Below are 26,693 nucleotides of genomic sequence, written 5' to 3' on the forward strand. Positions count from 1 at the left end.
CCAGAATCGCCGCACGATCCCTCGGCGAAATGAGCACCGTGCTGCGTCACCGTCACCTCGGTACCGCCACCCTGGCACTGGGCCTCGTCGTCCTCATGGACGTGCTCCGGGTCTTCCTGCCCTCGGTCATCACCATCTTCGGGCAGGCCGCGTCGACACCGGCCGAGTTGCTCGGCGCGTTCGCGCTCGGCTGGTTCGTGCTCGCGTTCGCCGCACCGGCGCTCGTCGCGCGAGTCGGTGCCGTACCCGTGGGGCTGGCGTCGGCCGCGCTGCTGGGCACCGCCCGGTTGGCGCTGACCGCCGCCCCCGGCGGTCGGGCCCAACTCTGGCTGGCCAGCGCCGGTCTGCTCGCCGGGCTGGTGTGGCTGGCCGCCAGCGCGGCCCGGATGGCGCGTGCACTGCCGGGGCTGGTGCTCGGATTGACCGCCAGCGGGCTGGGTCACGCGCTACTCGGCACGTACGACCTGCTCTGGTGGGAGCGGTGGGAAGCCTGGGTGGTAAGCGTCGGGCTGGTGGCGCTGCTGCTCGTCGCGGCGGCGACCGACGCCCGCCGCACCGATGCGGCGCCTGCGGCCGGCGTACCCGGCCCGGACGCCCCGACCCCCACGGACGGCCGAACTTCGCCGCCCGCTCCGGCCAACGGCCGGACCTGGCTGCTCGCCGGTCCGGCGCTGCTCTTCGCCGGCATGGTCGCGTTGTCACCGGCGGTCGCCAGTACCGCGATGTCGTACTGGGCCGGCTCCGCCGGCACCGCCACGCCGCCACTGTTCGCCCTGGCTCCGCTGGGCGTCGCGGCGGCGCTGTTCGTGTTCGGCGCGCTGACCCCGCCCGCCCGCCGGTGGCGTCCGCTGCCGCCGGTGCTGTTGCTGGCGGGAGCACTGCTGTTCGGGTACGGACCACCGGCGTTGCTCGCCCTCGCGATGGCGCTCACCGCGGCGGGGCTGGGCGGCTGCCTCGCCCTGACCGCCACCGACACCGGCGGGACGAGCGCGCGACGGGCGTACGCGGCGGTGGGCGGGATGCTCGTCTTCGCCGTCGCGGCGGTGCTCTACTACGCCGCCTACGACATCGGCTACCCCAACGGTTGGGTGCCGGCCGTGGTGGCCGTCCTGATCGGCGGCGTCGCGCTCGGTGGCCGGCTGCGGATCGGGCCGACACCGGCGTCGGCGCCGTCCCGGCACGCCCCGGCCGCCGGTGCGTGGCGAGCGGTACCGGCGGCGGCACTTGCCGCCCTGGTGGCTTTCGCTGCCGCCGCGGTGCACGAGCCGTGGCTGGTGGCCAGCAACCGGGAAGGCCCACCGGCACAGGTACGGCTGGTGGCGTACAACATCCGGATGGGCTTCGGCATGGACGGGCGGTTCGACCTGACCGCCCTGGAACGCGCCATCGGCCGGGCCGACGTGGTGGTGCTCAGCGAGGTCGACCGGGGCTGGCTGCTCAACGGCGGCCACGACACCCTGTACCTGCTCGCCGCCCGGCTACAGATGCCCTACGTCTTCGCACCGGCCGCCGGCTCGCTCTGGGGCGACGCGGTGCTCAGCCACTGGCCGGTGCAGCGGGCCCGGACCCGGTCACTGCCGGCCGTGGGCGCACCCACCGGGGCGCAGGCCCTCGGCGTCACTGTCGACTTCAGCGACGGCGTACGACTGGCCGTGGTGAGCACCCACCTGCAACCCCCGCCCGGCGCGGATCCGGTGGTCCAGGCCCGCGCCGTCGCGGAGTTCGCCACCGGGTACGCCGACGGCACCCCGCTGGTGGTCGCCGGTGACTTCAACACCGAGCCGGGCGATCCGGCGTTCACCACGTTCACCGGCGCCGGCCTGCGCGACGCCCTCGCGGCGGCGCGCCCACTGCCCACCAGCCCGGCCGACGACCCGAGCGGGCAGATCGACCACATCTTCGTCTCACCGGACCTGGCCGCGAGCGACCCGGTAGCGGTGCCGAGCACGGCCAGCGACCACCTACCGGTGGCCGTCACCCTCACCCTGCCCACCGGCTGAGACAGGCCGGCACCGGGGCGCCGGTGCGTTGCCGGCGGGCCCGGGTCGCAACCTCGCGGTGACCCGGAAGGCGGGCGCCCTGCCCCGGCGGTCCGCTCAGAGGCGGTCGGCGGCGAGCAGCCGGTCGCCGGAGAAGGCGAGCAGCCAGCCGCCGCCCTTGTCGGTGCGGAAGTCGCCGTCGTGGCCGGCGAGTCGCTCCAGGGCCGCCGGAATCACCTTGCCCTGACTGCACACCGCCACCGGTTCACCGGCTGCGGCCAGTGTGGCCATCAGGCCGGCGGCGGCCAGCGCGCACTCGTCGGGCTGCTGACCGGCGAGTGGCTCGTCCAGGTCGCCGCACACCTCGATCGGCAGGTCCAGCGTGGCGGCGGCCGGGTCCAGGGTCTGCACGCACCGCCGGGGCGAGGCGGAGAGCAGCCGTACCGGGCGGATCAGCTGGATAAGCGGCGCCAGGGCGTACGCCTCGGACCAGCCACGGGCGTCCAGCGGCCGGCCCGCGTCCGGGCCGGACCAGGTGAGTCGCTTGCCGGCGTGCCCGTGCCGGACCAGCATCATCGTCGCGGTGACCGGCGGCAGCGCGGCGAACGCCGCCAGCACCTCGGTGTCGTGCGAATAGCTGACCAGGGCCATCGCGCCGTCGAGGTCCAGCCAGCGCAGCTCGTCGACTTCGGTGTCGGGCTGGAAGCCACCGGTGCCCACCGCCCGCATGGACCAGTAGTCGACAGTCTTGCGCCGACCTTCGCTGCGGTATCGCACGCTGGGCAGCCGGACCTGCGGCACGGCCTGAGCGTCGGCCTCCTCGGCGACCTCTCGTGCGGCGGCGAGCAGTGGATGTTCGCCCGGCTCCAGCTTGCCCTTCGGCAACGTCCAGTCCCCGTATCGGGGGCGGTGCACCAGGCACACCTGGACGCCGCCGTCCGGCATCGGCCGCCACACCACGCCGCCGGCCGCCCGGATCGCTTCGACCATCTGCTCACCCTATGCCCGCGCCGCCGCGCCGGCCTTGTCGCCGACCCGACGCAGCAACAGATCCTGGAGGTGGGTCAGGGACACCTCGGGCGAGCCGCTCCGCCGACTCCAGCTGCCGTCGGCGTGCAACTCGAACGCATCGACGTCGGGGCTCAACGCCGTGCTGAGCACCTGGTCGAGTTCGGCTCGGGCGACCGGGTCGCTCACCTGGACCAGCGCCTCGATGCGCCGATCCAGGTTGCGGTGCATCAGGTCGGCCGAGCCGATCCAGAACTCGGCGTCGCCGTTGTTGCCGAACCGGAAGATCCGGGAGTGTTCCAGGAACCGGCCGAGGATCGAGCGGACCCGGATGTTCTCCGACAGCCCGGGTACGCCCGGCCGCAGCGTGCACATCCCCCGGATGATGAGATCGACGTGCACCCCGGCCTGGGAGGCCCGGTACAGCGCGTCGGTGACCTCCTCGTCGACGAGTGAGTTCACCTTGAACTGGACGAGCCCCGGCATGCCGAGCCGGACGTGCGCGATCTCGCGTTGAATCCGCTCGATCAGGCCGCTGCGGATGCCCTGCGGCGCCACCAACAGCCGCCGGTACGTGGTCTGCCGGCTGTAGCCGGTGAGCACGTTGAACAGGTCGGTCAGGTCGGCACCGATCTCCGGGTCGGCGGTGAGCAGACCGAAGTCCTCGTAGAGCCGGGCGGTCTTCGGGTGGTAGTTGCCGGTGCCGATGTGGCAGTACCGCCGGATCTGGTTGCCCTCCTGGCGTACCACCAGGGCGGTTTTGCAATGCGTCTTGAGGCCGACCAGGCCGTAGACCACGTGGCAGCCGGCGCGTTCCAGGGTGCGCGCCCAGCCGATGTTTGCCACCTCGTCGAAGCGCGCCTTCAGCTCGACCAGCACCACCACCTGTTTGCCGGCGGCGGCGGCGTCGACAAGCGCGTCCACGATCGGCGAGTCGCCGCTGGTGCGGTAGAGGGTCTGCTTGATGGCCAGCACGTTCGGGTCGGCGGCGGCCTGCTCGATGAAGCGTTGCACGCTTGTGGCGAACGAGTGGTACGGGTGGTGCACCAGCACGTCGCCGTCGCGCAGGGTGGCGAAGACACTGCGCGGCACCTCGCCCTCGGCGAGGCGGGGATGGGTGGCCGGGACGAACGGCGGATCCTTCAGGTCGAGCCGGTCAGCCGCGCCGTAGAGCTGCCACAGCGCGGAGAGGTCGAGCAGGCCGCGTACCCGCAGGACGTCCTGGGGGTTCATGTCCAGTTCGCGGATCAGCAGCTCCAGCATGTGGTCGGAGATGGACGCGGCCACCTCCAACCGGACCGGCGGGCCGAAGCGGCGCCGGGCCAACTCCCGTTCCAGCGCCTGGAGCAGATCCTCGTCGCGGTCCTCGTCGACCTCCACCTCGGCGTTGCGGGTGACCCGGAAGAGGTGGCACTCCACCACCTGCATGCCGGAGAAGAGCTGCCCGAGATGCACCGCGATGAGGTCCTCCAGCGGGAGCATCCGGATCTCGGGCTGATCCCGGTCCACCCGGACGAACCGGGGCACGTTGTTGGGCACCTTCACCCGCGCGAACAACTCGGGGCCGCCGTCCGGGTCACGGACCGACACCGCCAGGTTGAGCGACCGGCCCGAGATGTACGGGAAGGGATGGGCCGGATCGACCGCGAGCGGGGTGAGCACCGGGAAGATCTGGTCGCGGAAGTAGCTGCGCATCCGCTCCTGTTCGGCCTCGTCAAGGTCGGACCAGCGCAGCACCTGGATGCCCTCGGCGGCAAGCTTCGGCGCCACGTCGTCGACGAAGCAGTTGGCGTGCCGGGTCACCAGGATGGCGGCCTTCTCGGCGATCCGTTCGAGCTGGGTACGCAGCGGAAGCCCGTCGCCGCCGCGTACCGGTAGGCCGGCGGAGAGCCGCCGCTTGAGCCCGGCGACCCGCACCATGTAGAACTCGTCGAGGTTGCTGGCGAAGATGGCCAGGAACTTGGCCCGCTCCAGCAGGGGCGTGCCCGGGTCCTCGGCCAGCGACAGCACCCGGGCGTTGAAGTCGAGCCAGGACAACTCCCGGTTGAGGAACCGGTCGTCCGGCAGCGGCCGACCGGCCGGCGGCTCGTCGCCTGCGGAAGGCTCCGGCAGCCCCGGCTCGCTGATCGGGTCGAGCACCTCGTCGAGCCCGGCGGAGGCCGCCGCCGGATCGGAGCCGGCCACGTCGTCGGGGGTCGGTCGGCTCGGGCGGAATCGCCCATCGGGCCCTCGCGACCGGCCGCCGTCGCCGCCCGGTTCGTCGGCGACGGCCGGGTCCGCAGCGCGCTCGCGAGGGTTGCTCACCTGCTCATAATTGCCTGACCAGGGTTAATGCAGATTGAACTTGGGGCGGGTGGCTCAGGACATTGTCGGAAGCGTCACCCGGACGACGTCACCGTCGGCGTCGGTTTCGACCCGGACCCGCTGGCCGAGCCGGAGCAGCCGCAGCCCGGAGGCGTCGAAGGCCCGCGCGGGAAACGGCAGCTCGGTGCCGTCGTCGAGCAGCAGCAGTCCGCTGCGTGTCGCCGCGTCGAAGGTCGCCACCGTGCCCTGCATGCCCAGCACCGTACACCGCCGCACCGGACCGGGACCGGCGGTGCGACCCGCGCCCGGACGGACGCGCCCGGCGGGACTGGCGGTGGCACAACGCGCCGGTGCCGTTCGCCGCACCGCCGTCGGCGGTGCGGGCGGCCTCAGCCGGTCAGGCAACCGGCGGCCAGCGCGGCGGTGCGGGGCCCGAGGCCGAGCCGGGCCGCCGCCGCCAGGTCGTCGGCGGTGTCCACGTCGCGGCGCAGGCTGGGCCAGTCGCCGGCGAGCGGCCGGGCGCCGCTGGCCGCGTGCGCTGCGGCCGAGTCGGGCCCGAACCGGGGTGCCAGCGGTACGCCGGGCGGCGCGGCCAACAGCACGGTGCCGGTGCCCGGCGCGTCGGCCACGAAGCCGCGTACGCCCGGCGGGCCGGCCTGCGCCGCGCGCAGCGCCGCCGTCAGCTCGACCGGGCGCAGCGCGGGCAGGTCGGCGGTAAGCCCGGTCACCCAGCCCGCGGCGCCGATCGCGCCGTGCTGGAACGCGGCGTTGAGACCGGCGCCCGCGACGTCCGGCAGGACCCGGGCACCCACCCGACGGGCCGCGCCGGCCACCCGAGGATCGTCCGTCACCACCCGCACCTCGGCCACCTCGGTACAGGCCCGCACCGCGTCCAGGGTGTCGGCGGCCAGGGCCAGCGCCAGCTCCTCATGCGGTACGCCGGGCAGCCCGCCGCGCAGCCGGGTCTTTGCCGCGCTCAGGCGCTTGACCGGCACCACCACGGTCCATGGCTGACTCACAGCTGCCATCCTGCCAGCCCGGCACCGGTACCCTCTCTGGCCGTACCAGGGGCGAGCAGGCATGATTTCGGCTGCGGGGGTCACCGGTTCTGTTCCGGTGGGCGGGTCGGGGCGGGCACGAGGAGGCAGGGTGGGTCGACGGAGGCTCAATTTCTGGCAATGGTTCGCCGTGGTGCTGATCAAGCCGGTGATGACCGTCTGGACGCGGCGTACCTGGCGGGGCCTGGAGCACCTGAGCCAGGACGGCCCCGTGATCGTCGTGGCGAACCACATCTCGCACGCCGACCCGCTGGTCTGCGCCCACTTCGTCTACGACGCCGGGCGGTGGCCGCAGTTTCTCGGCAAGGCGAGCGTGTTCAAGGTTCCGGTGATCGGTTGGATCCTGCACCGGTGCCGGCAGATCCCCGTCGAACGCGGTTCGGTGGAGGCGGCGAGGTCGCTGGACGCCCTGGTCAAGGCGGTCAACGAGGGCGGCGCGGTGATCATCTACCCGGAGGGCACCATCAGCCGCGAACCGGACCTGTGGCCGATGAAGGGCAAGACCGGCGCCGCCCGGCTGGCGCTGGCCACCGGTGCCCCGGTGGTCCCGCTGACGATGTGGGGACCGGAGCGGATCTTCGACCCGCATCGGGCCCGGATCAACCCACGGCCCCGTATCCCGGTGACCGTGGTGGCCGGGCCGCCGATCGACCTGAGCCGCTGGGCCGGTGCCACCCCGACCCGGCCGGTGCTCGAGGAGATGACCGACGTGATCATGCTGCGGCTGCGCGACATGCTGGCCGAGATTCGGGGCGGCACCCCGCCGCCGCTGTGGCAGCGGGCCGGCCGTAGCGTCACCGAGGACCAGCACCCGGGAACGCCCGCATGAGCGAGGAAGGTCGCGGGCACGTGGCGGTGCTGGGGGCCGGCTCCTGGGGTACGGCGTTCGCGAAGATCCTGGCCGACGCCGGACGGGACGTCACCATCTGGGCCCGGCGGCAGGCGATCGCCGACACGATCCGCGAGCACCGGAGCAACCCGGAGTACCTGCCCGGTGCGGTGCTGCCGGAGCGGGTCACCGGCACCGGCGACGCCGCCGAGGCGATCAAGGGCGCGGAGATGGTGGTGCTGGCGGTGCCGTCGCAGACACTGCGGGGCAACCTCGCCGAGTGGGTCGGGCACCTGCATCCCGACGCCACGCTGGTCTCCCTGATGAAGGGGATCGAACTCGGCACCACCAAGCGGATGAGCGAGGTGATCGTCGAGACCGCTCAGGTGGCGGCGGACCGGGTGGTGGTCGTCTCCGGCCCCAACCTGGCGCCGGAGATCGCTGCCGGGCAGCCGGCCGCCACCGTGGTCGCCTGCACCGACGTCGACCGGGCCACGCTTGTGCAGCGCGCCATCACCACGCCGTACTTCCGCCCGTACACCAACGACGACGTGATCGGCTGCGAACTGGGCGGGGCGGTGAAGAACGTGATCGCCCTGGCGTACGGCATCGCCACCGCAATGGGCTTCGGCCACAACACCCGGGCGATGCTTGTCACCCGCGGGCTGGCCGAGACGGCCCGGTTGGGCGTGGCGCTCGGCGCGGACCCGCTCACCTTCGCCGGCCTGGCCGGCATGGGTGACCTGGTCGCCTCCTGCTCGTCGCCGTCGGCGCGCAACCGTACCTTCGGCGAGCACCTGGGCCGGGGCGCCACCCTGGAGGAGGCGCGGGTGGCCACCCGGCAGACCGCCGAGGGGGTGAAGAGCGCGCTGGCCATTCGAGACCTGGCCCGCGCGCACGGGGTGGAGATGCCCATCACCGAGCAGGTCGAGCTGGTCTGCCACGAGGGCGTCGATCCACGGGCCGCGGTGCAGGCCCTGATGAGCCGGACCCCGAAGCCGGAGTGACCGGTGACCACGCACCGTGACGGCACCCGATGCGTACGGGCCGGTCTGCCCGAGCCCACGCCCGGCGCGCCGTTCCTGCCCGGACCGGTCTTCGCCGCGCCGTACCACCTCGACCCCCGGCAGGGGCCGGCGGCGGCACCGAACGGCTACGGGCGCCCGGACAACCCCACCCGCCGGCTGCTGGAGGCGGCGATCGGCGAGTTGGAGGCGGGCGACTGCCGGGTCTTCGCCAGCGGGCAGGCGGCAATCACCGGCCTGCTGCTTGCGGTGCTGCGCCCGGGTGACACCGTGCTGCTCCCGGCCGACGGGTACTTCCCGGTGCGGGCGTTCGCCGCCGACACGCTGGCCGGCAATGGCGTACGGGTGCTGCTGGCGCCGACCGCCGGGCCGTACCCGTCCTTCGAGGGGGTACGCCTGGTGCTTGTGGAGACCCCCGCCAACCCGGGACTGGACGTGGTCGACCTGCCCGCCCTGGCCGAGCGGACCCGCGCGGCCGGCGCGCTGCTGGCGGTGGACAACACCACCGCCACGCCGCTCGGGCAGCGTCCGCTGGAGCTGGGCGCGGACCTGGTGGTGGCCTCCGGCACCAAGGCGCTTACCGGCCATTCCGACCTGCTGCTCGGCTACCTCGCGACCCGGTCGGCGGAGTTGCTGGAGCGGCTCACCGCCTGGCGTACCGCCACCGGGGCGGTGCCCGGAGCATTCGACGCCTGGCTGGCCCACCGCTCCCTGGCCACCCTGGACCTGCGCCTGGGGCGGCAGACCGCAAACGCCGAGGCGCTCGCCCGGCTGCTCGCCGCCCGCGCCGACGTGGCCGGTCTGCGCTGGCCGGGCCTGCCGGAGGACCCGGCCTACCCGGTGGCCTCGCGTCAGCTCCGGCGGGTACCGGGGGTGCTCTGCTTCGATCTGGGCAGCGCGGAGCGGGTCGCCCGGTTCCTGGCGGCGTCCCGGCTGGTCGCCGCGGCGACCTCCTTCGGTGGGCTGCACACCACCGCCGACCGGCGGGCGCAGTGGGGCGACGACACCGCGCCGGGCTTCGTCCGGCTCTCCTGTGGCGTGGAGGACACCGTGGACCTGGTCGACGACGTCACGACCGCGCTGGACGCCACCGCCTGATGGGGCCCGTCTCCCCGGCTCAGCGGGACGCCGTGACCGGCCGGTTGCGCGACGCCGGCTGCGTCTGGGCCGAGGACGAGACCCGGCTGCTCGTCGAGGCCGCCACCGGTCCGGAGATGCTCGCGGCCCTGGTGGACCGGCGGGTCGCCGGAGAGCCGCTGGAGTACCTGCTCGGTTGGGCGGAGTTCTGCGGCGAGCGGATCGCCGTCGACCCCGGGGTGTTCGTGCCGCGTACGCGTACCGCCCTGCTGGTCGCCGCGGCCGTGGCGGTGACCGGGCCGGCGGCGACGGTGGTCGAGCTCTGCTGCGGCTCCGGCGCGCTCACCCGGGCGCTGGCCCGTCGGCTCGTCACGCCCCGCCTGCTGGCCGCGGTGGACCTCGATCCGGCGGCCGTGGCCTGCGCGCGGCGTAACCTGGCCGCGCTCTCCGTGCCGGTCTTCGCCGGTGACCTCTTCGACCCGTTGCCGGTGGCCTGGCGCGGTGGCCTGGACCTGGTGGTGGCGAACGCGCCGTACGTACCGACGGCGGAGCTGACGCTGCTGCCGACGGAGTCCCGCCGGTACGAGGCACCGGTGGCCCTGGACGGTGGTTCGGACGGGCTGGCGGTGTTGCGGCGAATCGCCGTTGCGGCACTGAGCTGGCTCGCCCCCGGCGGGCACCTGGTGTTGGAGATCGGCGCCGGCCAGGTCGACGAAGTACGTGCCGTGTTGACCGACGCCGGACTGGAGGCGACGGTGGTCCGGGACGAGGTGCTCGGTGCCACCGCGATGACGGCGCGGTGCCCGGCTGACGTGGCGGGCCGGCGAAACGAGAACTAGCCTCGCGTCAGGTCACCGACGGCGAGAGGCGGATGTCGGGTGGGTAGCACAGCGGTGCCGGTGGTCGTCGGAATCGACAACGGCGGTACGAGCAACAACGCCACCGTCCTCACGCTCGACGGGCGGTTCCTGGTGGACCGGCTCGTGGAGACGCCCAGCGAGGTGCAGGCCGGGCCGGCGGCGGCGGTCGAGGCGATGGCCCGCGCCTTCGACGGCGTACTGGCCCTGACCGGGGTGTCCCGCGCCCAGGTCCGCGCGGTCGGGCTGGACACGCCCGGTCCGGCCAGCGCCACCGGGGTGATCTCGTCGAAGGGCTCGACGAACTTCTCCCAACCGGCCTGGCGCGGCTACGACATCCGGGGCGCGTTGGCGCACCGGCTCGGGTTGCCGGTGATCTATCACAACGACGGCAACGCCGCCGCGCTCTACGCCCACCACGTTCACTTCGGCGCCGAGGCGATGCGACGGTCGTCCGTCGCCGCGATCGTCGGCACCGGGCTGGGCGGCGGCCTGGTCGAACAGGGTCGGGTGATCGCCGGTGCGGCCGGCATGGCCGGCGAGTTGGGGCACGTGCACATCCCGCTGACGGAGGTGCTTGCACCGCAGCAGCCGGTGCCTACCTGCGCCTGCGGCTTCGCCGGTGACGTGGAGAGTGTCGCCTCGCTTACCGCGATCGAGCGCAACCTGCTGCCGTACTGGCTGACCCGTTTCCCGGAGCACCCGCTGGCCGGCGAAGCGCCCGCACGGGCGGCGAAGCTGGTCCGCGACTACGGCGAGCGCGGCGACGAACTGGGCCGGGAGATCTTCGGCCAGCAGGCGAGGGCGCTCGGCGCGCTGTTCACGATCGCGGCCAACTTCACCGATCCACACGCGTACTTCATCGGTGGTGGGGTGGTGGAGACGGCTCCGGAGTTCCGCGACTGGTTCCTGGCCACGGTGCGCCAACACACCAGGCTCCGCGCCGAGCAGGCGGCCCTGGCCACCTTCGCGCTGGTGCCGGAGCGGGACATGGCCGGTGCGCGGGGGGTGGCCCTGGCCGCGCTGACCGCGATGACGACCTGACCCGGCCGGCGATGCCGCTGGGCGCTGGTGGGGGCCGACCCGAGCGACGGTGCCGCTGAGTCGGCCGGCGGTGCGGCTGAGTCGGCCGGCGGTGCGGCTGAGTCGGCCGGCGGTGCGGCTGAGTCGGCCGGCGGTGCGGCTGAGTCGGCTGGTGGGGACAGGCTGACCGGGCCGGCGGTGCCCTTACCGGCCCGGTCAGCGGCTATGGGGGTGTGTCGGTCGTGGTGCGCGGGTCAGCGGGTCGGCGGTGCCTGGGCGAAGGCGCTCCAGGCGGCCGGCGGGAAGCAGAGCTGCGGACCGCCCGGGTCCTTGGAGTCGCGTACGGCCACCGTGCCGGGTGCGACCGCGACCTCCACGCAGGCTCCCTCGTCGCCGCTGTGGCTGCTCTTGCGCCATCCGACCACGGCTGCCGCCGCGCTTATCGTCGGTGTCATGCCAGGTACCGTCCCTTCAGGGCGTTGACGATTGCGTCGCGGCTGTCCGCCGGGCTGAGCGCGACGGTCCGCAGGTGTTCCATGATCTTGGTGCAGGTACGCAGATCGCCGGGGCGATCGAGAACCATCTGACCGGCGACTGTCTCCACCGAGGCGATGATCGGGTCCTCCGGGTCGGCGAACTCGAGGATGTGCAGCGAACCTCGGGTGCCCCGGTGATAGCCGGCGGCCAACGGGATCACCTGAACGGTGATGTTCGGTAGTTCACTCATCTTCAGCAGGTGGCGCAGCTGCCCCTGCATCGCCGAGTCGTCGCCGACCGGGCGCAGCAGGGCGGCCTCGTCGAGGATCGCGTCGAAGATCGGCGGATCCTCGCCAGCGAGCCGCTGCTGCCGGTCCAACCGGAGGTGCACCCGATCCTCGACGTCGCTGTCGCTGAGGGTGTGTGGGCCGCCCCGCATCACGCCGCGGATGTAGTCGGCGGTCTGCAACAGCCCAGGCACCACCGAGGGCTCGAAGTTGAAGATGCCGGTCGCCTCGGCCTCCAGCGAGATGAAGTCGATGGTGCGTCGGTCGAGCAGGTACGAGTAGGAGACCCACCAGCCGGGCTTGCGGGCGTCCTTGGCCAGCGCGACAGCCGCTGCGACGTCGTCCGCGCTGGCCCCGTAGAGCGTGAGCAGCGCGCGTACGGTGGCCGGGCTGACCAGCGTCTGCGCGTTCTCGTAGCGGGACAGGGTACTTCGGGTGCTGTTGATCTCGTCCGCCGCGGCCTCCAGGGTGAGGCCGGCGGCCTCCCGGTGGAGGCGCAGGGCGATGCCCAGCCGGCGGGCACGGGCCGTCTTCGGTGCCATGCATTGATGGTCGCACGTATTTGGGACTCTGTACATGAGAAAACGTCGGTGAGAGTTGCATTCATGGCCGTAAGAGTGTCAACCTGTTAGCGCGTCCTCACCGCCGGTTGTCGTGGCGACGGTGGTGGTGAGCGACCGGAGGGGATGGGGCACGCGGCGGTCGGGTTTCCCCCGTACTCGGCCGCCGCGTGCCCCACGCCAGAAGTCGGGCACCGGAAGGGAAACGACGTGCTTGGAGACTGTCGCCTCGGTGGCCCGCGATGACCCGTTTCCTGGTGGTGCTGACCGATGTTCGTCCCGACGAGGGGGGCGCTCGCAACGAGCGCACCGCGCCCGAGCGTCGCCGTCAGGTGGTCGGCGCGAGCAGTCGGGAGGCGGCCGAGCGGATCGCCGGCGCGTTCATGGCGCTGGGCATGGTGCGGGCCGGTCGGCAGCGGGTCAAGGTGATCGCCATCGGTCGGCGACATCCGTACGTCGAGCGCGAGGCAACCGGCTAGTCGGGCACCGGACGGGGTCGATTTCCGTACTGTCTGATTACGCTCCGTATGTGTGGTGTGGGGTTAATGCGGCGTTCCCCGTTGTCGCCGGGTATCGACTGCCCACCTTCGCCACGCACAGTAAGGTCATCCGGGAGAGCGCCAGCAGTGCGTCCCGGAAAGGTGACCGCAGTGACCACCCCAGGCAAGACTCGTGTCGCGATCGTCTTCGGCGGCCGTAGCCCGGAGCACGGCATCTCCTGCGTCAGCGCCGGAAGCGTGCTCGGCGCGCTCGACCCGGACGAGTTCGACGTGGTGCCGGTGGGCATCACCCGGGCCGGCCAGTGGGTGTTGACCGACGGTGACCCCGGCCGGTTGGCCATCGAGGCCCGTCGGTTGCCGGAGATCACCGCGGCGTCGGGCACCGACATCGTGCTGCGGGCCGATCCGACCGGCGGTGGTCTGCTGGTGCTCGACCCGACCGAGGGCCCCCGGGCGCTTGCCGACGTCGACGTGGTGTTTCCCGTGCTGCACGGCGCCTACGGCGAGGACGGCACCATCCAGGGCATGCTGGAGATGGCGGGCATCCCGTACGTGGGATCGAAGGTGTTCGCTTCGGCCGCCGCCATGGACAAGGAGTTCACCAAGAAGCTCTGCGCCGCCGAGGGCATTCCGGTCGGCCCGTACGCGGTGCTGCGCAGCGGGGTGACGCTGAGCGAGGCGGAGAAACAGCGGCTCGGGCTGCCGGTCTTCGTCAAGCCGTCCCGGGCCGGATCGTCATTCGGCATCACCAAGGTCAACGACTGGGCCGACCTGGACGCGGCGATCGCCACCGCGCGGGAGATCGACAGCAAGGTGCTTGTCGAAGCGGCGATCGTCGGCCGGGAGATCGAGTGCGGTGTGCTGGAGGGCGAGGCCGCCGGAATGCCGGAGGCGTCCGTGCTCGCCGAGGTGCGGGTGGTCGGCGACTACGACTTCTACGACTTCGAGGCCAAGTACGTCGACGCGGAGTCGGCCTGCGAGTACGACATCCCGGCCGACCTGCCGGAGCCGGTCGCCCGGCAGGTGCGCGAGTACGCCGTCCGCGCGTTCATCGCGCTGGACTGCGCCGGGCTGGCCCGGGCCGACTTCTTCGTCACCCCCGAGCTGGACGTCTACCTCAACGAGATCAACACGATGCCCGGCTTCACGCCGACGTCGATGTTCCCCCGGATGTGGGCGGCGGCCGGCCTGGAGTACCCGAAACTTGTCGACCGGCTCATCCGTACCGCCCTGACCCGGGGCACCGGCCACTGACCGACGGCTGATGTCGGCCCAGGCCGTTCACCAGTTGCCGATGCCGGCGCAGGGTGCGCTGACCAGCTGCCGATGTCGGGGCATGGGTCACCGAGCAGCTGCCGATGTCGCACCGGGTCCCGGGCCCGCCAGCTCGCTGCGGCCCGCAGATCAGCAGGATCTCCGCTGGCGGACCCTCAGCGGGTGCAGCCGGAAGGGGCCGGGCCCGCCGAGCGGATCGATTCGACGATGGTGTCCGAGATCGGGGCCGCCCATTGCAGCGCCTCGCCGTAGAAGTGCGGCACCCGCACCGTCACCGCGGTCTCCCGGTCGACCGTGGTCAGCTCGGTGACGTCGGCCCGCTCGGTCGCATGCCAGCAGACCGAGTTGACCAGAGTCAGATGGTCGGTGGGCTGCACCTCGGGCTCGGCGCCACCGCAGGCCACCGTCACCGCCGGGTCGCCGTACGCCGCGTTCTGCTCGGGTCCGGCGGTGACCGGTCGCTGCGGCAGGTTACGGATCGAGGCGGGCAGCTGGGACAGCAGGGCGCGGCAGACGACGGCCGGGCGTTCGGCCAGCGCCGGAGCGGCCATCTCCACCGGCACGGTGGAGCGCGGCTGGGGCGTGGTCGGCGAGGGATCCGGTGCGGCGGCCGGAGTGTCCGGCGCGAGGTTGGCGAGCGCCAGCGCGCCCACCAGCAGGGTCACCGGCAGGGCCACCGCGGTGGCGATCAGCGCCGCGCGGCGGTTGGTCCGATCGGGTGCCTTCGCCGGACGTTCGGCCTCGACGACGGGGGCTTCGGAGGTGCTCTTCACTTACAGTCGCACCACCGAACACGTCAGGGTACGGGTGATGCCGGGCACCATCTGCACCTTGCTGACAATGAGTTTGCCGAGCTCATCGACGGTGTTCGCCTCGGTGAGCACGACCACGTCGTACGGCCCGGTCACCGCGTCGACCCGGACCACCCCGGCGAGGTCCGCGATGAGACCGGCCACGTCACGTGCCCGGCCGACCTCTGTCTGGATGAGGATGTACGCCTGTACCACGACTCGACCTCCCTCCGTCGCCGCCTGCCAGACGGCCCGAAGGGAGAAAGTACCTTACGGACCAGGTCGGATCCCTATCGGTGGTCAAGGAGAAGCGGTGAGCGAGCGCGGCGAGCGAACCATTGGACGCGACGGTGTGGCTCCTCGCCCCGCTGCGCAGCGGAGCGGAGCGGCGGCGTGAGCGTCGCGGGGGTGGGAGAGTTCGGCCTGATCGACCGGGTGACCGCCCGGCTGTCGTACGGATCCACGGTGCTGCTCGGCCCCGGCGACGACGCGGCCGTGGTCGCCGCGCCGGACGCCCGGGTGGTCGCCTCGACCGACGTACTGGTCGAAGGGCGGCACTTCCGCCGGGACTGGTCCGGTGCGTACGACATCGGCCGGCGGGCGGCGGCGGCGAACCTCGCCGACGTGGTGGCGATGGGTGCCGATCCGACCGCCCTGCTGGTGGCGCTCTGCGTACCGGTCGGTACGCCCACCGAATGGGTCGAGGAACTCGCCGACGGGCTCGGTGCCGAAGCGGCCGGGGTGGGCGCCAGCGTGGTCGGCGGGGACATGTCCGCCAGCCCCACCCTGACCATCGCGGTCACCGCCCTCGGAGACCTGGCCGGCCGGGCACCGGTCACCCGGACCGGTGCCCGCCCCGGCGACCTGGTTGCCCTGGCCGGTCGAACCGGGTACGCAGCGGCCGGCTTCACCGTGCTCTCCCGCGGGTTCCGTACGCCCCGACTGCTGGTCGAGGCGTACCGCCGACCGGAGGTGCCCTACCCGGCCGGACCGCAGGCCGCCCGGCTCGGCGCCACCGCCATGATCGACGTCTCGGACGGGTTGCTCGCCGACCTCGGGCACGTGGCGAAGGCCAGCGGGGTGGCCATCGACCTCACCCGGGACGCCTTCGCGGTGCCGCCGCAGATCCGCGACGCCGCCCAGGCGCTCGGCATCGACCCGTACGCCTGGCTGCTCGCCGGTGGCGACGACCACGCGCTGGCCGCGACCTTCCCGCCGACGACGGCGTTGCCGGACGGCTGGCGCATCATCGGCCGGGTCAGCGAGGGCTCCGGGGTGACGGTGGACGCAGCCGAGTTCGACGGGCCGGCCGGCTGGGACCACTTCCGCTGATTTGCGGATCACCTCGTTGCGGCCACCGCACCGGGCCCGATCAACCTGGTCGTACCCTGCACGAATGCCACAGATCGAGATCTACGCGGAGCCCTTCGACTCGCCGGTGGCGCAGCGGTTGATCACCGCTGCGCTTGCCGACCTGGGCGCCCGGTACGGCGGCAGCGGCGACGAGACCCCGGTCGCCGCCGCCGAGTTCGTGCCACCGGCCGGGGCGTTCCTGGTCGCGCGGCTCGACGGGGAACCGGTCGGCTGCGGCGGCTGGCGCAGCCACGGTGCCGACGGCGATACCGCCGAACTGAAGCGGATGTACACCGCACCGCAGGCCCGGGGACGCGGCGTGGCCCGAGCCGTGCTGGCCGCCATCGAACGCTCGGCCCGCGAGCACGGCCGCAAGCGGATCATCCTGGAGTGCGGTGACCGTCAGCCCGAGGCGATCGCCATGTACACCGCGGCCGGCTACCAGCGGATCCCCAACTTCGGCTTCTACGCCGACGCCCCCGGCTGCCTCTCCTTCGCCCGCCCGCTGTGAAAGGAAGGGCCCCTTTTTAACGCCTCGTGTATAGGAAGGGCCCCTTATTAACATCCACCCGGCCGGGTGCCGGCGCGCGATCGGGGTGCCGGCGTGCGGCGTACGGCCGGGATGGCGGCGTACGGCAGGCACGCCGGCGTACGGGAGTGTGTCGCCTCGGCGGGCGGTGGACACGAAACGATGCCGGCGGGCCGCCTGGCCCGCCGGCATCGATGTCGTGATGTGTCGGTGTTACCGCGTCAGGCGCGGGCGACCTTTCCTGCCTTGATGCAGGACGTGCAGACCTTCAGCTTCTTGGTCGTGCCGCCACCGGCCGGGGTACGCACCGACTGGATGTTCGGGTTCCAGCGGCGGTTGGTCCGCCGGTGCGAGTGGGACACGTTGTGGCCGAAGCCCGGTCCCTTGCCACAGACGTCGCACACGCTAGCCACGGGATACTCCTGGGATTGAAACGTTCATGAGGTCGCCGCCAGGCGCTGCCCGGGCAACCTGGCCAGGGTACCCGATGTCCCAGCCACCCGCCCAACCGGGCCCAACCGCGCCGGCTCCGCGGGCAGGCGAGCGCTCGACCGGACGTCCAGGCCGAACCTGGCGAAGTGTTAACCGGGGGCCCTTCCTATACACCAGGCGTTAACAAGGGGCCCTTCCTTGCACAAGCCTGTCGGTCCGGCGGGTGTCAGCGTACGCCAGTAGGCTTCCCAGCGTGCTGGACACCCTCGACGCCGCCGCCGTGCGCCGCTGGTGCGCCAGTGGCCTGGCCGCGCTCAAGCGGCACCAGGGGGAGATTGACGATCTCAACGTCTATCCGGTGCCCGACGGCGACACCGGCACCAACCTGGTGCTCACCCTCACCTCGGCCCAGCAGGCCCTGGCAATGGACCTCGATACCGTCGCTGACGGCGACTCGACCGCGCACGGGCACGCGCTGCGCCTGATGGCCCGGGGCGCCCTGCTCGGCGCGCGGGGCAACTCGGGCGTGATCCTGTCGCAGATCCTGCGGGGCTTCGCTGACGCGCTGGCCACCGTTCCGGCGGTTCGCGGCCGGGAGTTGGCCGCCGCGCTGCGCGATGCGACCACGGCGGCGTACGCGGCGGTCGCCCGGCCGGTGGAGGGCACCCTGCTCACCGTGGTCGCCGCGGCGGCCGAGGCGGCCGGCCGGGCCGGCAGCGACGAGCTGCGGACGGTGGCCCGGGCGGCGGCGGGTGCCGCCGCCAGCGCCCTGGCCCGTACGCCCGACCAGCTTCCGGCGCTGGCCCGAGCCGGGGTGGTGGACGCCGGTGGGCGGGGACTCTGCCTGCTGCTGGACGCCCTGGTCGAGGTGATCACGGGGGAGAGCCCGGAACATCCCGCGCCGCAGCCCCGGACGGTGCCGCTGCCGGTCACCGCCGCCCGGCAGACCGGTTCCCCGGAGTACGCGTACGAGGTGCAGTTCCTGCTCGACGCCGAGGCCGAGGCCGTCCGGCGGATGCAGGACACCCTGGCGGCGCTCGGCGATTCCCTGGTGGTGGTCGGCGACGGCAGCCCGTCGGGCGGGACCTGGCAGGTGCACGTGCACGTGAACGACGTCGGCGCGGCGATCGAGGCGGGGGTGGTGGCCGGCCGCCCGTACCAGATCTCGGTGACCCGCTTCGCCGACCAGACGGCGCCGGCTCCGCCGTCGGATGGCCGGGCCGCCGTGGTGGTGGCGGCCGGTGCCGGGCTCGCCGAACTCTTCGCCGGGGAGGGCGCGATCACGGTGCCCGGCAATCCCTCCACCGGAGAGCTGCTGGAGGCGGTACTGGCCACCGGTGCGGCCCGGGTGGTGGTGCTGCCCAACGACCCCGACGCGCAGGCGGTGGCGAACCAGGTCACCGAGGAGGCGCAGCGGTTCGGCGTGACGGTGAGCGTGGTACCCACCCGGTCTCCGGTGCAGGCGCTGGCCGCCCTCGCCGTACGCGACCCGCGCCGGCGTTTCGCCGACGACGTGATCGCGATGGCGGAGGCCGCCGGGGCCTGCCGGTACGCGGAGGTGTGTCACGCCGGCCGGGACGCGCTCACCGTCGCCGGCCCCTGCCGCGAAGGCGATCTGCTCGCCCTGGTCGAGGGGGAGGTGAACCTGATCGGCAGCGATCTGGAGGAGACCTGCGTGGCCCTGGTCGACCGGCTGCTCGGTGGCGGTGGCGAGCTGGTCACCCTGCTCGTCGGGGCCGACGCGCCGGCCGGGCTGGCCGATGCGGTGCAGGCGCACGTCGCACGGCGCTGGCCTTTCGTCGAGGTGCAGGCGTACCCGGGTGGGCAGCCGCGCTATCCGTTGCTGGTAGGTGTCGAATGACCGCCGACGAGTCCACCCTGGGCACCCCGCTGAAGAAGCTGGTCGGTGAGAAGACCGCCAAGGCGCTCGCCGCCCACCTCGACCTGCACACCGCAGGTGATCTGATCTACCACTTCCCGCGCCGCTACGACGAGCGCGGCGAACACACCGACATCCGCGCGCTTGACGTCGGCGAGCAGGTGACCGTGCTGGCCCAGGTGCAGCGCACCGCCGTACGCCCGATGCGGCAGCGGCGGGGCAACCTGCTGGAGGTGACCGTCGGTGACGACACCGGTGGCACCCTCTCGCTTACCTTCTTCGGCAACCAGGCGTGGCGGGAGCGTGAGCTGCGTCCTGGCCGGTGGGGTCTGTTCGCCGGCAAGGTCACCGAGTTTCGGGGGAAGCGCCAGCTCAACGGGCCGGAGTACGTCCTGCTCGGCGAGCAGACCGACACCGAGGCTGCGGCCAACGAGCAGATCGAGGAGTTCGCCGGGGCGCTGATCCCGGTCTACCCGGCTGCGGCGGCCGTGCCCACCTGGGTGATCGCCCGCTGTGTACGGGTGGTGCTGGACACCGTGGCGCCACCGGAGGATTCGCTGCCGGCCACCGTGCGCGCCACCCGCAACCTGGTCGGCCTCGGCACCGCGCTACGCGAGATCCATCGGCCGTCCAGCAAGGAGGAGCTCTACCGGGCCCGCCGACGATTGAAGTGGGACGAGGCGTTCGCCGTGCAGGTGACGCTGGTCCGGCGCAAGCACCAGGCCGCCGCCTGGCCGGCCCGGCCCCGGCCGCCGCGCCCGGGTGGCCTGCTGGACGCCTTCGACGCCCGACTGCCGTACGAGCTGACCTCCGGCCAGCGGGACGTGGGCACCGAGATCGCGGCGGATCTGGCCACCAGCCATCCGATGCACCGCCTGTTGCAGGGCGAGGTCGGCTCCGGCAAGACGGTGGTGGCGTTGCGGGCCATGCTCCAGGTGGTCGATGCGGGCGGGCAGGCGGCACTGCTCGCCCCGACCGAGGTGCTCGCCGCGCAGCACTACCGCGGCATGCTCGACCTGCTCGGCCCGCTGGCCCAGGCCGGTGAGCTGGGTGCCGCCGAGCACGCCACCCGGGTCGAGCTGGTCACCGGCTCGCTCGGCGCGGCGGCCCGGCGCCGGGCACTGGCCGAGGTGGCCAGCGGCGCCGCCGGCATCGTGCTCGGCACCCACGCGCTGCTCTACGAGGGTGTCGACTTCGCCGATCTCGGCCTGGTGGTGGTGGACGAACAGCACCGGTTCGGCGTGGAGCAGCGGGACGCGTTGCGGGCCAAGGCCGACCAGCCGCCGCACGTGCTGGTCATGACCGCCACCCCGATCCCGCGTACGGTGGCCATGACGGTCTACGGGGACCTGGAGATCTCCACCCTGTCCCAGTTGCCGCGTGGCCGGTCGCCGATCGCCTCACATGTGGTGCCGGCGGCTGAGAAACCGGCATTTCTCGACCGGGCGTGGCGTCGGTTGCGCGAGGAGGTGGCCGCCGGCCATCAGGCGTACGTCGTCTGTCCGCGCATCGGTGACGCCACCGGGGGGGCCGAGGAGGAGCCACCGGCTGTGGACGACACCGGGCGGCGTCCGCCGCTGGCGGTGACCGAGGTCGCTCCACTGCTGGCCGAGGGGCCGCTGCACGGGCTGCGGATCGGCGTCCTGCACGGTCGGCTGCCCGCCGACGAGAAGGACGCGGTGATGCGCTCCTTCGCCGCCGGGGAGCTGGACGTGCTGGTGGCCACCACTGTGGTCGAGGTCGGCGTGGACGTGCCGAACGCGACAATGATGGTGGTGCTGGACGCGGACCGCTTCGGGGTCTCCCAGCTGCATCAGCTGCGCGGGCGGGTGGGCCGGGGCAGCGCGGCCGGGCTCTGCCTGCTGGTCACCGAGGCGGCCGAGGGCAGCAGCGCGCGGGAGCGGCTGGATGCGGTCGCCTCCACCACGGACGGCTTCAAGCTCGCCGAACTCGACCTGGAGCAGCGGCGGGAGGGCGACGTGCTGGGCGCGACCCAGTCTGGTCACCGCTCGCACCTGCGGCTGTTGTCGTTGCTGCGCGACGCCGACCTGATCCGCGACGCCCGGGCGGAGGCGATCGCCCTGGTCGAGGAGGATCCCGACCTGTCCCGCCATCCGGCGCTTGCCGCCTCGGTCGCGGCCCTGGTCGACGCCGACCGCGCCGAGTACCTCGAAAAGGGCTGAGCCGTTGACGTCTGAGGGGCGCGCCGGCCGGCGCGCCCCTCACATGCGGCAAGGAAGGGGCCCTTCCTAACGCCTCGCGTATAGGAAGGGCCCCTTCTTAACGGTTCGCTTCGCTCAGCTCAACCCAGCAGCTCAGCTCAGGCGGTGAAGTGGATCCGACGACGGCGCGCCATCACGAACAGCACCGCGCCCACGGCCAGCAGGGCGATGGCACCGGCGGCGATGCCACCGGCCGCGGCACCGGTCACCGGCAGGCCCGGCTCCTCGCCACCGCCGCCGCCACCCTCGCAGCCCTCGGGCGCGTAGATGACCTCAAGCTCCAGCCCCAGCTCGGGCAGGACGACCAGGGCCGCCTCGTCGTCACCGGCCTTGAAGGTGACCGTCTCCGACTTGCCCGGCTCGACGGTACGGGTCTCGGTCTTGTCGCCGTAGGTGAACTCCACCTTGACCGGCAGGCCACCCTCGGGGTTGGTCGCGGTAAGCGCGAAGGTCTCGCAGTCGGCCTCGGTGGTCACCGTCGGCAGCGGGCAGTCCTCCGGACGCTCCCAGGAGTAGGTGCCGCCCTCGATGACCTTGCCGTCGACCAGCACCTCGATCTTGCCGGCGTTCTCGGCGGGCACGACGGTCTCGTTGTCGGCCTTACCCGGCTCGACGGTGACCTTCTTCGACCAACCGTTCTCGCCCCGAACCTCGAACTCGACCGGGTACTTGGAGATCTTGCCGTCGTTGCTCAGCGAGACCGTCACCGTGCCGTCGCAGGAGGAGGCGAAGGTGGACGTCGGGGTGGTGCAGTTCTTGTCACCGCCGTTGTACCAGCCGGGCGGGCCCGACGAACGATTGCCGGGGGCGCCCTTCTCGCCGAGCTTCTTGTCGCCGTAACGCGGGCCGTTCTCGACCAGCGGGTCGATGACCTCGTCCAGGCCACCCCAGATCAGGTCGACCTGGGTGTAGCACTCCGGAACCTCGACGTTGAGCTCGATCTCGGTCTGGGTGCCGCCGAGGAAGTCGCTGTCCGGCGTGCCGTAGACGTACTGCGGGGTGGCGAACTGCGGACGCGGCGCGAAGTACGACACCAGGGTGAAGTACTGCTTCTGGTCCTCGCACAGCGGCAGGTTGCCCTCCAGCTTCACGGTCGCCGTGCCCTTCGGGCCGTCGAACGTGTGGCTGTACTTCGCCTGGCTGGCGTCGACGCACTTCGGCGCCGGCTTGCAGGGCTCGTCGCGGTCGAGCTTGACCGTGCCGTGGTTGGTCTGCTCGCGCCGGTTGTCCCAGCGCGCCTCGACGGTGAGCTTGGCGCTCTTGGCGTCACCCGGCACCCGCTGCACGGCCTCGACCGAGCCGCCCCGGGGGATCGCCGTGCCCTGAAGGTTGACGGGGTCGGCACCGGGCACCAACACCTGGACGGGAGTCGAGGGGTCGGCGGTCACCTTCTTGATCGTGGCGGCCTTGTCACGCTCGCTGTTGACGACCCGCCACGTGATCACCCGCTCGCCGCTGAGCTGGTCGCAGACGACCGTGCCGGTGATGGTGGTGTGGTGGGCGCTGGCCGGAGTGGCCACCGCCGCCGCTCCGGTCATGCCGATGAGGGCGGCTGCCAGCACAGCCAGCGGTCGCCGCAGCGACAGCTTTGGTCGGATCACGCGTACTCCCGGGGTGAAAAGCGTTTGTTCGGCGCGGGTGGGACGGACGGCTCCGGCGGAGTTCGCCGCGCCAGAGGGATGTCTGCCCGGCCGATGAACCGGCGGCGATATGCCGGCACCGGGCAGACCTTAGCGAGATCGCGAGTGTCGATACAGCCTTCAAACGCGGCTAAGAATGATGTTATGAATGCGAGATCATTGATATACGGATAGTCGCCAAACGGGGACGATCGGTGTCGATCTGTCCGGTCGGGACCGCCCGGCTGGCGACGGATAGCTGCGGTACTGCCGGCAGCGCGCGTCCGGGCGGTGCAGTCTACGCGCACCCTGGCTCTCCGGTGTGCCCGCTTGGCGCGTCGCGCGGTGCGCACGCCGAGGGCGCGCCGACCGGGTGGTCGACGCGCCCTCGGTTTCAGGCTCGGTTCAGCTCAGCTCAGGTCAGGCGGTGAAGCGCAGTCGACGACGACGAGTCACCACGAACAGGCCCGCGCCTGCGGCCAGCAGCACGACCGCACCGGCGATGATGCCGCCGGTCGCGGCGCCGGTGACCGGCAGGCCGCCACCGCCCCCGCCGTTGTCGCAGTCCGCCGGCTGCTCCCAGGCGATCGGGTCGCCCTCTTCGCCCTCGAAGCTCGGGGTGACCTCCAGGCCCTCGTAGGCGTCGAAGGAGACCGAGGTGGTCTGGCCCGGAACGGCCTCCAGCGTCTTGACCTCACCCTTCTCCGAGGTCAGCGTGATCGAGAAGGCCACGCCGTCGGCCGGGTTGACGATCTGGAAGGTCAGCTCGTCGCAGGTCTCGATGAGCTCGAAGGTCGGCTCACCCGGCTCCGGCAGGTTCGGCACCTCCGGCTCGCTCGGGCTCGGCGACGGCGTCGGCTCCTCGGTGGGCTCCTCGCTCGGGCTCGGCGACGGCGACGGCTCCTCGGTGGGCTCCTCGCTCGGGCTCGGCGACGGCGTCGGTTCCTCGGTGGGCTCCTCGCTCGGGCTCGGCGTCGGCGTCGGCGACGGCTTCGGCGGCTTCGGGCAGTTGCCGATGATCACCGCCTTCTCGTTCGCGGACCGGGTGTGCGTCTGCCGGTGCCTCGTCCACTCGGCGGTCACGGCCAGCGTGATGTCCCGGTCGCGGACGTTCCTCGGGACGATCTGCTCACCGACCAGCGCTCCCTCGCCCGCCTTGGGCAGCACGGCATCGCGGCGGATGTTGGTGACCGGAGTGCGGACCCCGGTGGAGACGGCCGTGATCTTGCCTTCCAGGTCCCGCTCGCTGTTCGAGACGGTCCAGGTGATCTTCTTGCTGCCATCCTTTTGTACGCAGCCAACGCCCTTGATGATCGGGTGGTGGGCGCTGGCCGGGCTGGCGACGACGGCGACGCCGGCCAGGCCGATCAGCGCACCCGCGGCAGCGGCCGCGATACGCCGGAAGTTCAGACGGTTCACGTCTACTCCTGTAGGGGGAAACCGGAGGTTAAGTCGAACTGGCAGCGGAACCACACGCCGCGTCCAACACCGGGCAGACATTAGCGATCGCGCCCCGTGCGCCATAGCCTTCAGCGAAACCTAAGAATGATGTTGTGCATTCGTGATCTTTCATATACGTAAGGTCTTCGTCTGGTCGCGCAGCGCTCAAGTGGGGTTGTCCGACGGTCGCCCGGCCGTCGCGTAGCGTCGAGACAGGAACTGATGGGTGGCGAGTGCGGTGCCGACTCGGGTGTGCCGCAACCGCTTCCCGTCGCCGAACGAAGCAAGCCGAGGCGGGAGAGCGAGCCGAAGCATGAGAGCGGGGCGGGCATGAGCAGGAGCAGGCGGTGACCCGGATCGTCGCCGGGACCCTCGGCGGCCGGCGGATCACCGCACCGCCGGGCGCCGGCACCCGGCCGACCTCCGACCGGGTACGCGAGGCGCTGTTCAGTTCGCTGGCCACCGAACTCGACCTGGATGGTGCACGCTTCGCCGATCTGTACGCGGGGTCGGGCGCGGTCGGCCTCGAGGCGCTGTCCCGGGGAGCTGCGCACGTGCTGTTGGTGGAGTCCGATCCGCGCGCCGCGCGCGTCATCCGGGACAACGTGGCAGCCCTGCGTGCCGCACCGGCGGCCCGGCTGGTCACCGGCAAGGTGGCCACGGTCCTGGCTGCCGGCCCCGAGGGCGACCCGTACGACGTGGTTTTCGCCGATCCGCCGTACGCGGTGTCGGACGAGGCGGTGGCCGCCATGCTCGCCGCGCTCGTCGACGGCGGCTGGCTGGCGCCGGAGGCGGTCGTGGTGGTGGAGCGGTCCAGCCGCAGCACCCCCATCGAGTGGGTGGAAGGCGTCACCGGCCAGCGCAGTCGCCGGTACGGCGAGACCACCCTTTGGTACGGTCGCCGATCATGAGACGTGCGGTGTGTCCCGGCTCGTTCGACCCGGTCACCAACGGTCACCTCGACATCGTCGGCCGGGCCAGCCGGCTGTTCGACGAGGTGATCGTCGGGGTTCTGGTCAACCAGTCGAAGAGTGGCCTGTTCACCGTCGAGGAGCGCATCGAGATGCTCCGCGAGGTGACCGCCTCGTACGACAACGTCCGAGTGGAGTCGTTCCGCGGCCTGCTTGTGGACTTCTGCCGGGCGCAGCGGGCGACCGTGCTGGTCAAGGGGATCCGGGCGGTAAGCGACTTCGACTACGAGTTGCAGATGGCCCAGATGAACATGGGCCTGGCCGGGATCGAGACCTTGTTCATGCCGACCAACCCGCTCTACTCCTTCCTCTCCTCCAGCCTCGTCAAGGACGTGGCCAAGTGGGGTGGCGACGTCACCCCCCACGTGCCCGACGTGGTCCGCGACGCCCTGAAACAACGCCTAACCACCCCCCACCCGCCTAACCCCCACCCCCACCCCACCCCACCCCCCACCCCCTCACCCCCGCGATCTTGCAGTTCCGGTCGCCTTTTGCCCCGACCTGCCCCTTCTGCGGAGTCGATAACTGCAAGATCGGCGGGAGGTGGGTGGCGGGTGCGGCGACGCGCCGGGGTGGGGGTGTGGGATGGGTGGGGTGCGGGACGACATTATTGGGTGAAGCGGGAACCGGGTCGCTGCCCGCATGATGTAGGTCGGCCCGACGAACGACAGGAGTGAGGTACCGGTGGACCCGCTCGACCGCATCGACGAACTGATCGCCATGGTGGAGCAGGCGCGCTCCGTCCCGATGTCGCGCAACAACTGCATGGTCGATCGGGGCGAGATGATCGCGGCCCTCGACGAGTTGCGCGCCGAACTCCCTGCCGACCTGCGCCGGGCCGCCGTCCTGCTGGAGGAGCGGGACAAGATCATGGAAGCCGGCAAGCGGGAGGCCGACCGGATCATCAGCGAAGGTGAGGCGGAACACGCCCGCCTGGTGTCGGTGAACGAGATCACCGTCTCCGCCGAGCACGAAGGTGCCCGGATCATCGCCGAGGCGCGGGCCGAGGCGCAGCGCCTGCGCGAGGAGGTCGACGACTACGTCGACACCGCGCTTGCCAACTTCGAGCAGTTCCTCACCCGGGCGCTGGCCTCCATCGAGCGCGGGCGGGACAAGATGCACGCGTTGCGGGAGATCGGCACCTTCGCCGGCGACGAGGCGGAACGGCCCCTGCCGTTCTGAACGGCCCGGCAGCCCC

The 26,693-nt window shown here is 72.2% G+C and carries 25 protein-coding genes and 1 pseudogene; 15 read left to right on the forward strand and 11 right to left on the reverse strand.

Annotation, left to right across the window (positions count from 1 at the left end):
• The first annotated feature begins 29 nt into the window (after window positions 1–29).
• Complete coding sequence (locus QQG74_RS07125) at window positions 30–2,000, forward strand: endonuclease/exonuclease/phosphatase family protein (protein ID WP_341719499.1); 1,971 nt, start codon at window positions 30–32, stop codon at window positions 1,998–2,000.
• 96 nt (window positions 2,001–2,096) lie between these two features.
• Here the strand turns inward: QQG74_RS07125 and QQG74_RS07130 are convergent, their stop codons facing one another.
• The 4 genes from QQG74_RS07130 to cofC form a co-directional block, all read right to left on the reverse strand.
• On the reverse strand, window positions 2,097–2,969 hold the full coding sequence (locus tag QQG74_RS07130) for an NUDIX hydrolase (protein ID WP_341719500.1): 873 nt from the start codon (window positions 2,967–2,969) through the stop codon (window positions 2,097–2,099).
• A gap of 9 nt (window positions 2,970–2,978) precedes the next feature.
• The gene (locus QQG74_RS07135; protein WP_341719501.1) at window positions 2,979–5,291 is read right to left on the reverse strand and encodes an RNA degradosome polyphosphate kinase; all 2,313 of its coding nucleotides are present in this window, start codon (window positions 5,289–5,291) and stop codon (window positions 2,979–2,981) included.
• Window positions 5,292–5,345: 54 nt separating this feature from the next.
• Entirely contained in the window at window positions 5,346–5,543 is a 198-nt protein-coding gene (locus QQG74_RS07140; RefSeq protein WP_341719502.1) for a cold-shock protein, read from the reverse strand.
• 137 nt (window positions 5,544–5,680) lie between these two features.
• Window positions 5,681–6,310 carry a 2-phospho-L-lactate guanylyltransferase gene (cofC, locus tag QQG74_RS07145; RefSeq protein WP_341719503.1) on the reverse strand — a complete coding sequence of 210 codons (630 nt, stop codon included), beginning with the start codon at window positions 6,308–6,310 and terminating at the stop codon, window positions 5,681–5,683.
• Between the two features lie 130 nt (window positions 6,311–6,440).
• Here cofC and QQG74_RS07150 point away from each other — a divergent pair, with 130 nt between their 5' ends.
• Genes QQG74_RS07150 through QQG74_RS07170 form a run of 5 tightly spaced genes read left to right on the forward strand, consistent with a single transcriptional unit; the run spans window position 6,441 to window position 11,181 of the window.
• Complete coding sequence (locus tag QQG74_RS07150) at window positions 6,441–7,178, forward strand: lysophospholipid acyltransferase family protein (protein ID WP_341719504.1); 738 nt, start codon at window positions 6,441–6,443, stop codon at window positions 7,176–7,178.
• Complete coding sequence (locus QQG74_RS07155; RefSeq protein WP_341719505.1) at window positions 7,175–8,185, forward strand: NAD(P)H-dependent glycerol-3-phosphate dehydrogenase; 1,011 nt, start codon at window positions 7,175–7,177, stop codon at window positions 8,183–8,185. Before QQG74_RS07150 ends, QQG74_RS07155 begins: the two co-directional genes overlap by 4 nt.
• Before the next feature lie 3 nt (window positions 8,186–8,188).
• Window positions 8,189–9,301, forward strand: a complete 1,113-nt coding sequence (locus QQG74_RS07160) for a cystathionine gamma-lyase (RefSeq protein ID WP_341719506.1) — start codon at window positions 8,189–8,191, stop codon at window positions 9,299–9,301.
• Window positions 9,301–10,119 carry a putative protein N(5)-glutamine methyltransferase gene (locus tag QQG74_RS07165; RefSeq protein WP_341719507.1) on the forward strand — a complete coding sequence of 273 codons (819 nt, stop codon included), beginning with the start codon at window positions 9,301–9,303 and terminating at the stop codon, window positions 10,117–10,119. The genes QQG74_RS07160 and QQG74_RS07165 overlap by 1 nt, the downstream gene beginning before the upstream one ends.
• 39 nt (window positions 10,120–10,158) lie before the next feature.
• Window positions 10,159–11,181 carry an ROK family protein gene (locus QQG74_RS07170; RefSeq protein WP_341719508.1) on the forward strand — a complete coding sequence of 341 codons (1,023 nt, stop codon included), beginning with the start codon at window positions 10,159–10,161 and terminating at the stop codon, window positions 11,179–11,181.
• A gap of 233 nt (window positions 11,182–11,414) precedes the next feature.
• Here QQG74_RS07170 and QQG74_RS07175 read toward each other — a convergent pair whose 3' ends face one another.
• Together QQG74_RS07175 and QQG74_RS07180 are read right to left on the reverse strand one after the other, a co-directional pair.
• Window positions 11,415–11,615: a DUF397 domain-containing protein gene (locus tag QQG74_RS07175; RefSeq protein WP_341719509.1), complete on the reverse strand. Its 201-nt coding sequence runs from the start codon at window positions 11,613–11,615 to the stop codon at window positions 11,415–11,417.
• Window positions 11,612–12,466, reverse strand: coding sequence for a helix-turn-helix transcriptional regulator (locus QQG74_RS07180; RefSeq protein ID WP_341719510.1), 855 nt, complete (start codon window positions 12,464–12,466; stop codon window positions 11,612–11,614). Before QQG74_RS07180 ends, QQG74_RS07175 begins: the two co-directional genes overlap by 4 nt.
• A 260-nt stretch (window positions 12,467–12,726) precedes the next feature.
• On the opposite strand from QQG74_RS07180, the gene QQG74_RS07185 reads away from it, so the two are divergent.
• Together QQG74_RS07185 and QQG74_RS07190 are read left to right on the forward strand one after the other, a co-directional pair.
• Window positions 12,727–12,963: a hypothetical protein gene (locus QQG74_RS07185; protein ID WP_341719511.1), complete on the forward strand. Its 237-nt coding sequence runs from the start codon at window positions 12,727–12,729 to the stop codon at window positions 12,961–12,963.
• A gap of 171 nt (window positions 12,964–13,134) precedes the next feature.
• Complete coding sequence (locus tag QQG74_RS07190) at window positions 13,135–14,238, forward strand: D-alanine--D-alanine ligase family protein (protein ID WP_341719512.1); 1,104 nt, start codon at window positions 13,135–13,137, stop codon at window positions 14,236–14,238.
• 176 nt (window positions 14,239–14,414) lie between these two features.
• Here QQG74_RS07190 and QQG74_RS07195 read toward each other — a convergent pair whose 3' ends face one another.
• Both QQG74_RS07195 and QQG74_RS07200 read right to left on the reverse strand, forming a co-directional pair.
• Window positions 14,415–15,032 carry a DUF3515 family protein gene (locus QQG74_RS07195; RefSeq protein WP_341719513.1) on the reverse strand — a complete coding sequence of 206 codons (618 nt, stop codon included), beginning with the start codon at window positions 15,030–15,032 and terminating at the stop codon, window positions 14,415–14,417.
• A complete protein-coding gene (locus QQG74_RS07200; RefSeq protein WP_013284547.1) occupies window positions 15,033–15,266 on the reverse strand; it encodes an Lrp/AsnC ligand binding domain-containing protein in 234 nt (77 codons plus the stop codon).
• Window positions 15,267–15,443: 177 nt separating this feature from the next.
• On the opposite strand from QQG74_RS07200, the gene QQG74_RS07205 reads away from it, so the two are divergent.
• Both QQG74_RS07205 and QQG74_RS07210 read left to right on the forward strand, forming a co-directional pair.
• The gene (locus QQG74_RS07205) at window positions 15,444–16,382 is read left to right on the forward strand and encodes a thiamine-phosphate kinase (protein WP_341719514.1); all 939 of its coding nucleotides are present in this window, start codon (window positions 15,444–15,446) and stop codon (window positions 16,380–16,382) included.
• Between the two features lie 64 nt (window positions 16,383–16,446).
• Window positions 16,447–16,914, forward strand: coding sequence for a GNAT family N-acetyltransferase (locus tag QQG74_RS07210; protein WP_341719515.1), 468 nt, complete (start codon window positions 16,447–16,449; stop codon window positions 16,912–16,914).
• Between the two features lie 239 nt (window positions 16,915–17,153).
• On the opposite strand, the gene rpmB is transcribed toward QQG74_RS07210, so the two are convergent.
• On the reverse strand, window positions 17,154–17,345 hold the full coding sequence (rpmB, locus tag QQG74_RS07215) for a 50S ribosomal protein L28 (protein WP_093401721.1): 192 nt from the start codon (window positions 17,343–17,345) through the stop codon (window positions 17,154–17,156).
• A 272-nt stretch (window positions 17,346–17,617) separates the two neighbouring features.
• Between rpmB and QQG74_RS07220 the strand changes: the two genes are divergently transcribed.
• Both QQG74_RS07220 and recG read left to right on the forward strand, forming a co-directional pair.
• On the forward strand, window positions 17,618–19,225 hold the full coding sequence (locus tag QQG74_RS07220; RefSeq protein ID WP_341719516.1) for a DAK2 domain-containing protein: 1,608 nt from the start codon (window positions 17,618–17,620) through the stop codon (window positions 19,223–19,225).
• Window positions 19,222–21,426, forward strand: a complete 2,205-nt coding sequence (recG, locus tag QQG74_RS07225) for an ATP-dependent DNA helicase RecG (protein WP_341719517.1) — start codon at window positions 19,222–19,224, stop codon at window positions 21,424–21,426. The genes QQG74_RS07220 and recG overlap by 4 nt, the downstream gene beginning before the upstream one ends.
• Before the next feature lie 137 nt (window positions 21,427–21,563).
• On the opposite strand, the gene QQG74_RS07230 is transcribed toward recG, so the two are convergent.
• Window positions 21,564–23,066, reverse strand: a complete 1,503-nt coding sequence (locus QQG74_RS07230) for a cell wall anchor protein (RefSeq protein ID WP_341719518.1) — start codon at window positions 23,064–23,066, stop codon at window positions 21,564–21,566.
• Between the two features lie 438 nt (window positions 23,067–23,504).
• Window positions 23,505–24,503 carry a cell wall anchor protein gene (locus QQG74_RS07235; RefSeq protein WP_341719519.1) on the reverse strand — a complete coding sequence of 333 codons (999 nt, stop codon included), beginning with the start codon at window positions 24,501–24,503 and terminating at the stop codon, window positions 23,505–23,507.
• 368 nt (window positions 24,504–24,871) lie between these two features.
• On the opposite strand from QQG74_RS07235, the gene rsmD reads away from it, so the two are divergent.
• From rsmD to QQG74_RS07250, 3 genes and pseudogenes are all read left to right on the forward strand, one after another.
• Window positions 24,872–25,435 carry a 16S rRNA (guanine(966)-N(2))-methyltransferase RsmD gene (gene rsmD / locus QQG74_RS07240; protein ID WP_341719520.1) on the forward strand — a complete coding sequence of 188 codons (564 nt, stop codon included), beginning with the start codon at window positions 24,872–24,874 and terminating at the stop codon, window positions 25,433–25,435.
• Window positions 25,432–25,887 (forward strand): annotated as a pseudogene (gene coaD / locus QQG74_RS07245) (pantetheine-phosphate adenylyltransferase); the annotation flags it as partial. The gene rsmD and the pseudogene coaD, both read left to right, overlap by 4 nt.
• A gap of 292 nt (window positions 25,888–26,179) precedes the next feature.
• Window positions 26,180–26,677, forward strand: coding sequence for a hypothetical protein (locus QQG74_RS07250; protein WP_341719521.1), 498 nt, complete (start codon window positions 26,180–26,182; stop codon window positions 26,675–26,677).
• Window positions 26,678–26,693: the final 16 nt, after the last annotated feature.

This window comes from Micromonospora sp. FIMYZ51, assembly GCF_038246755.1.
Taxonomy (GTDB): domain Bacteria; phylum Actinomycetota; class Actinomycetes; order Mycobacteriales; family Micromonosporaceae; genus Micromonospora.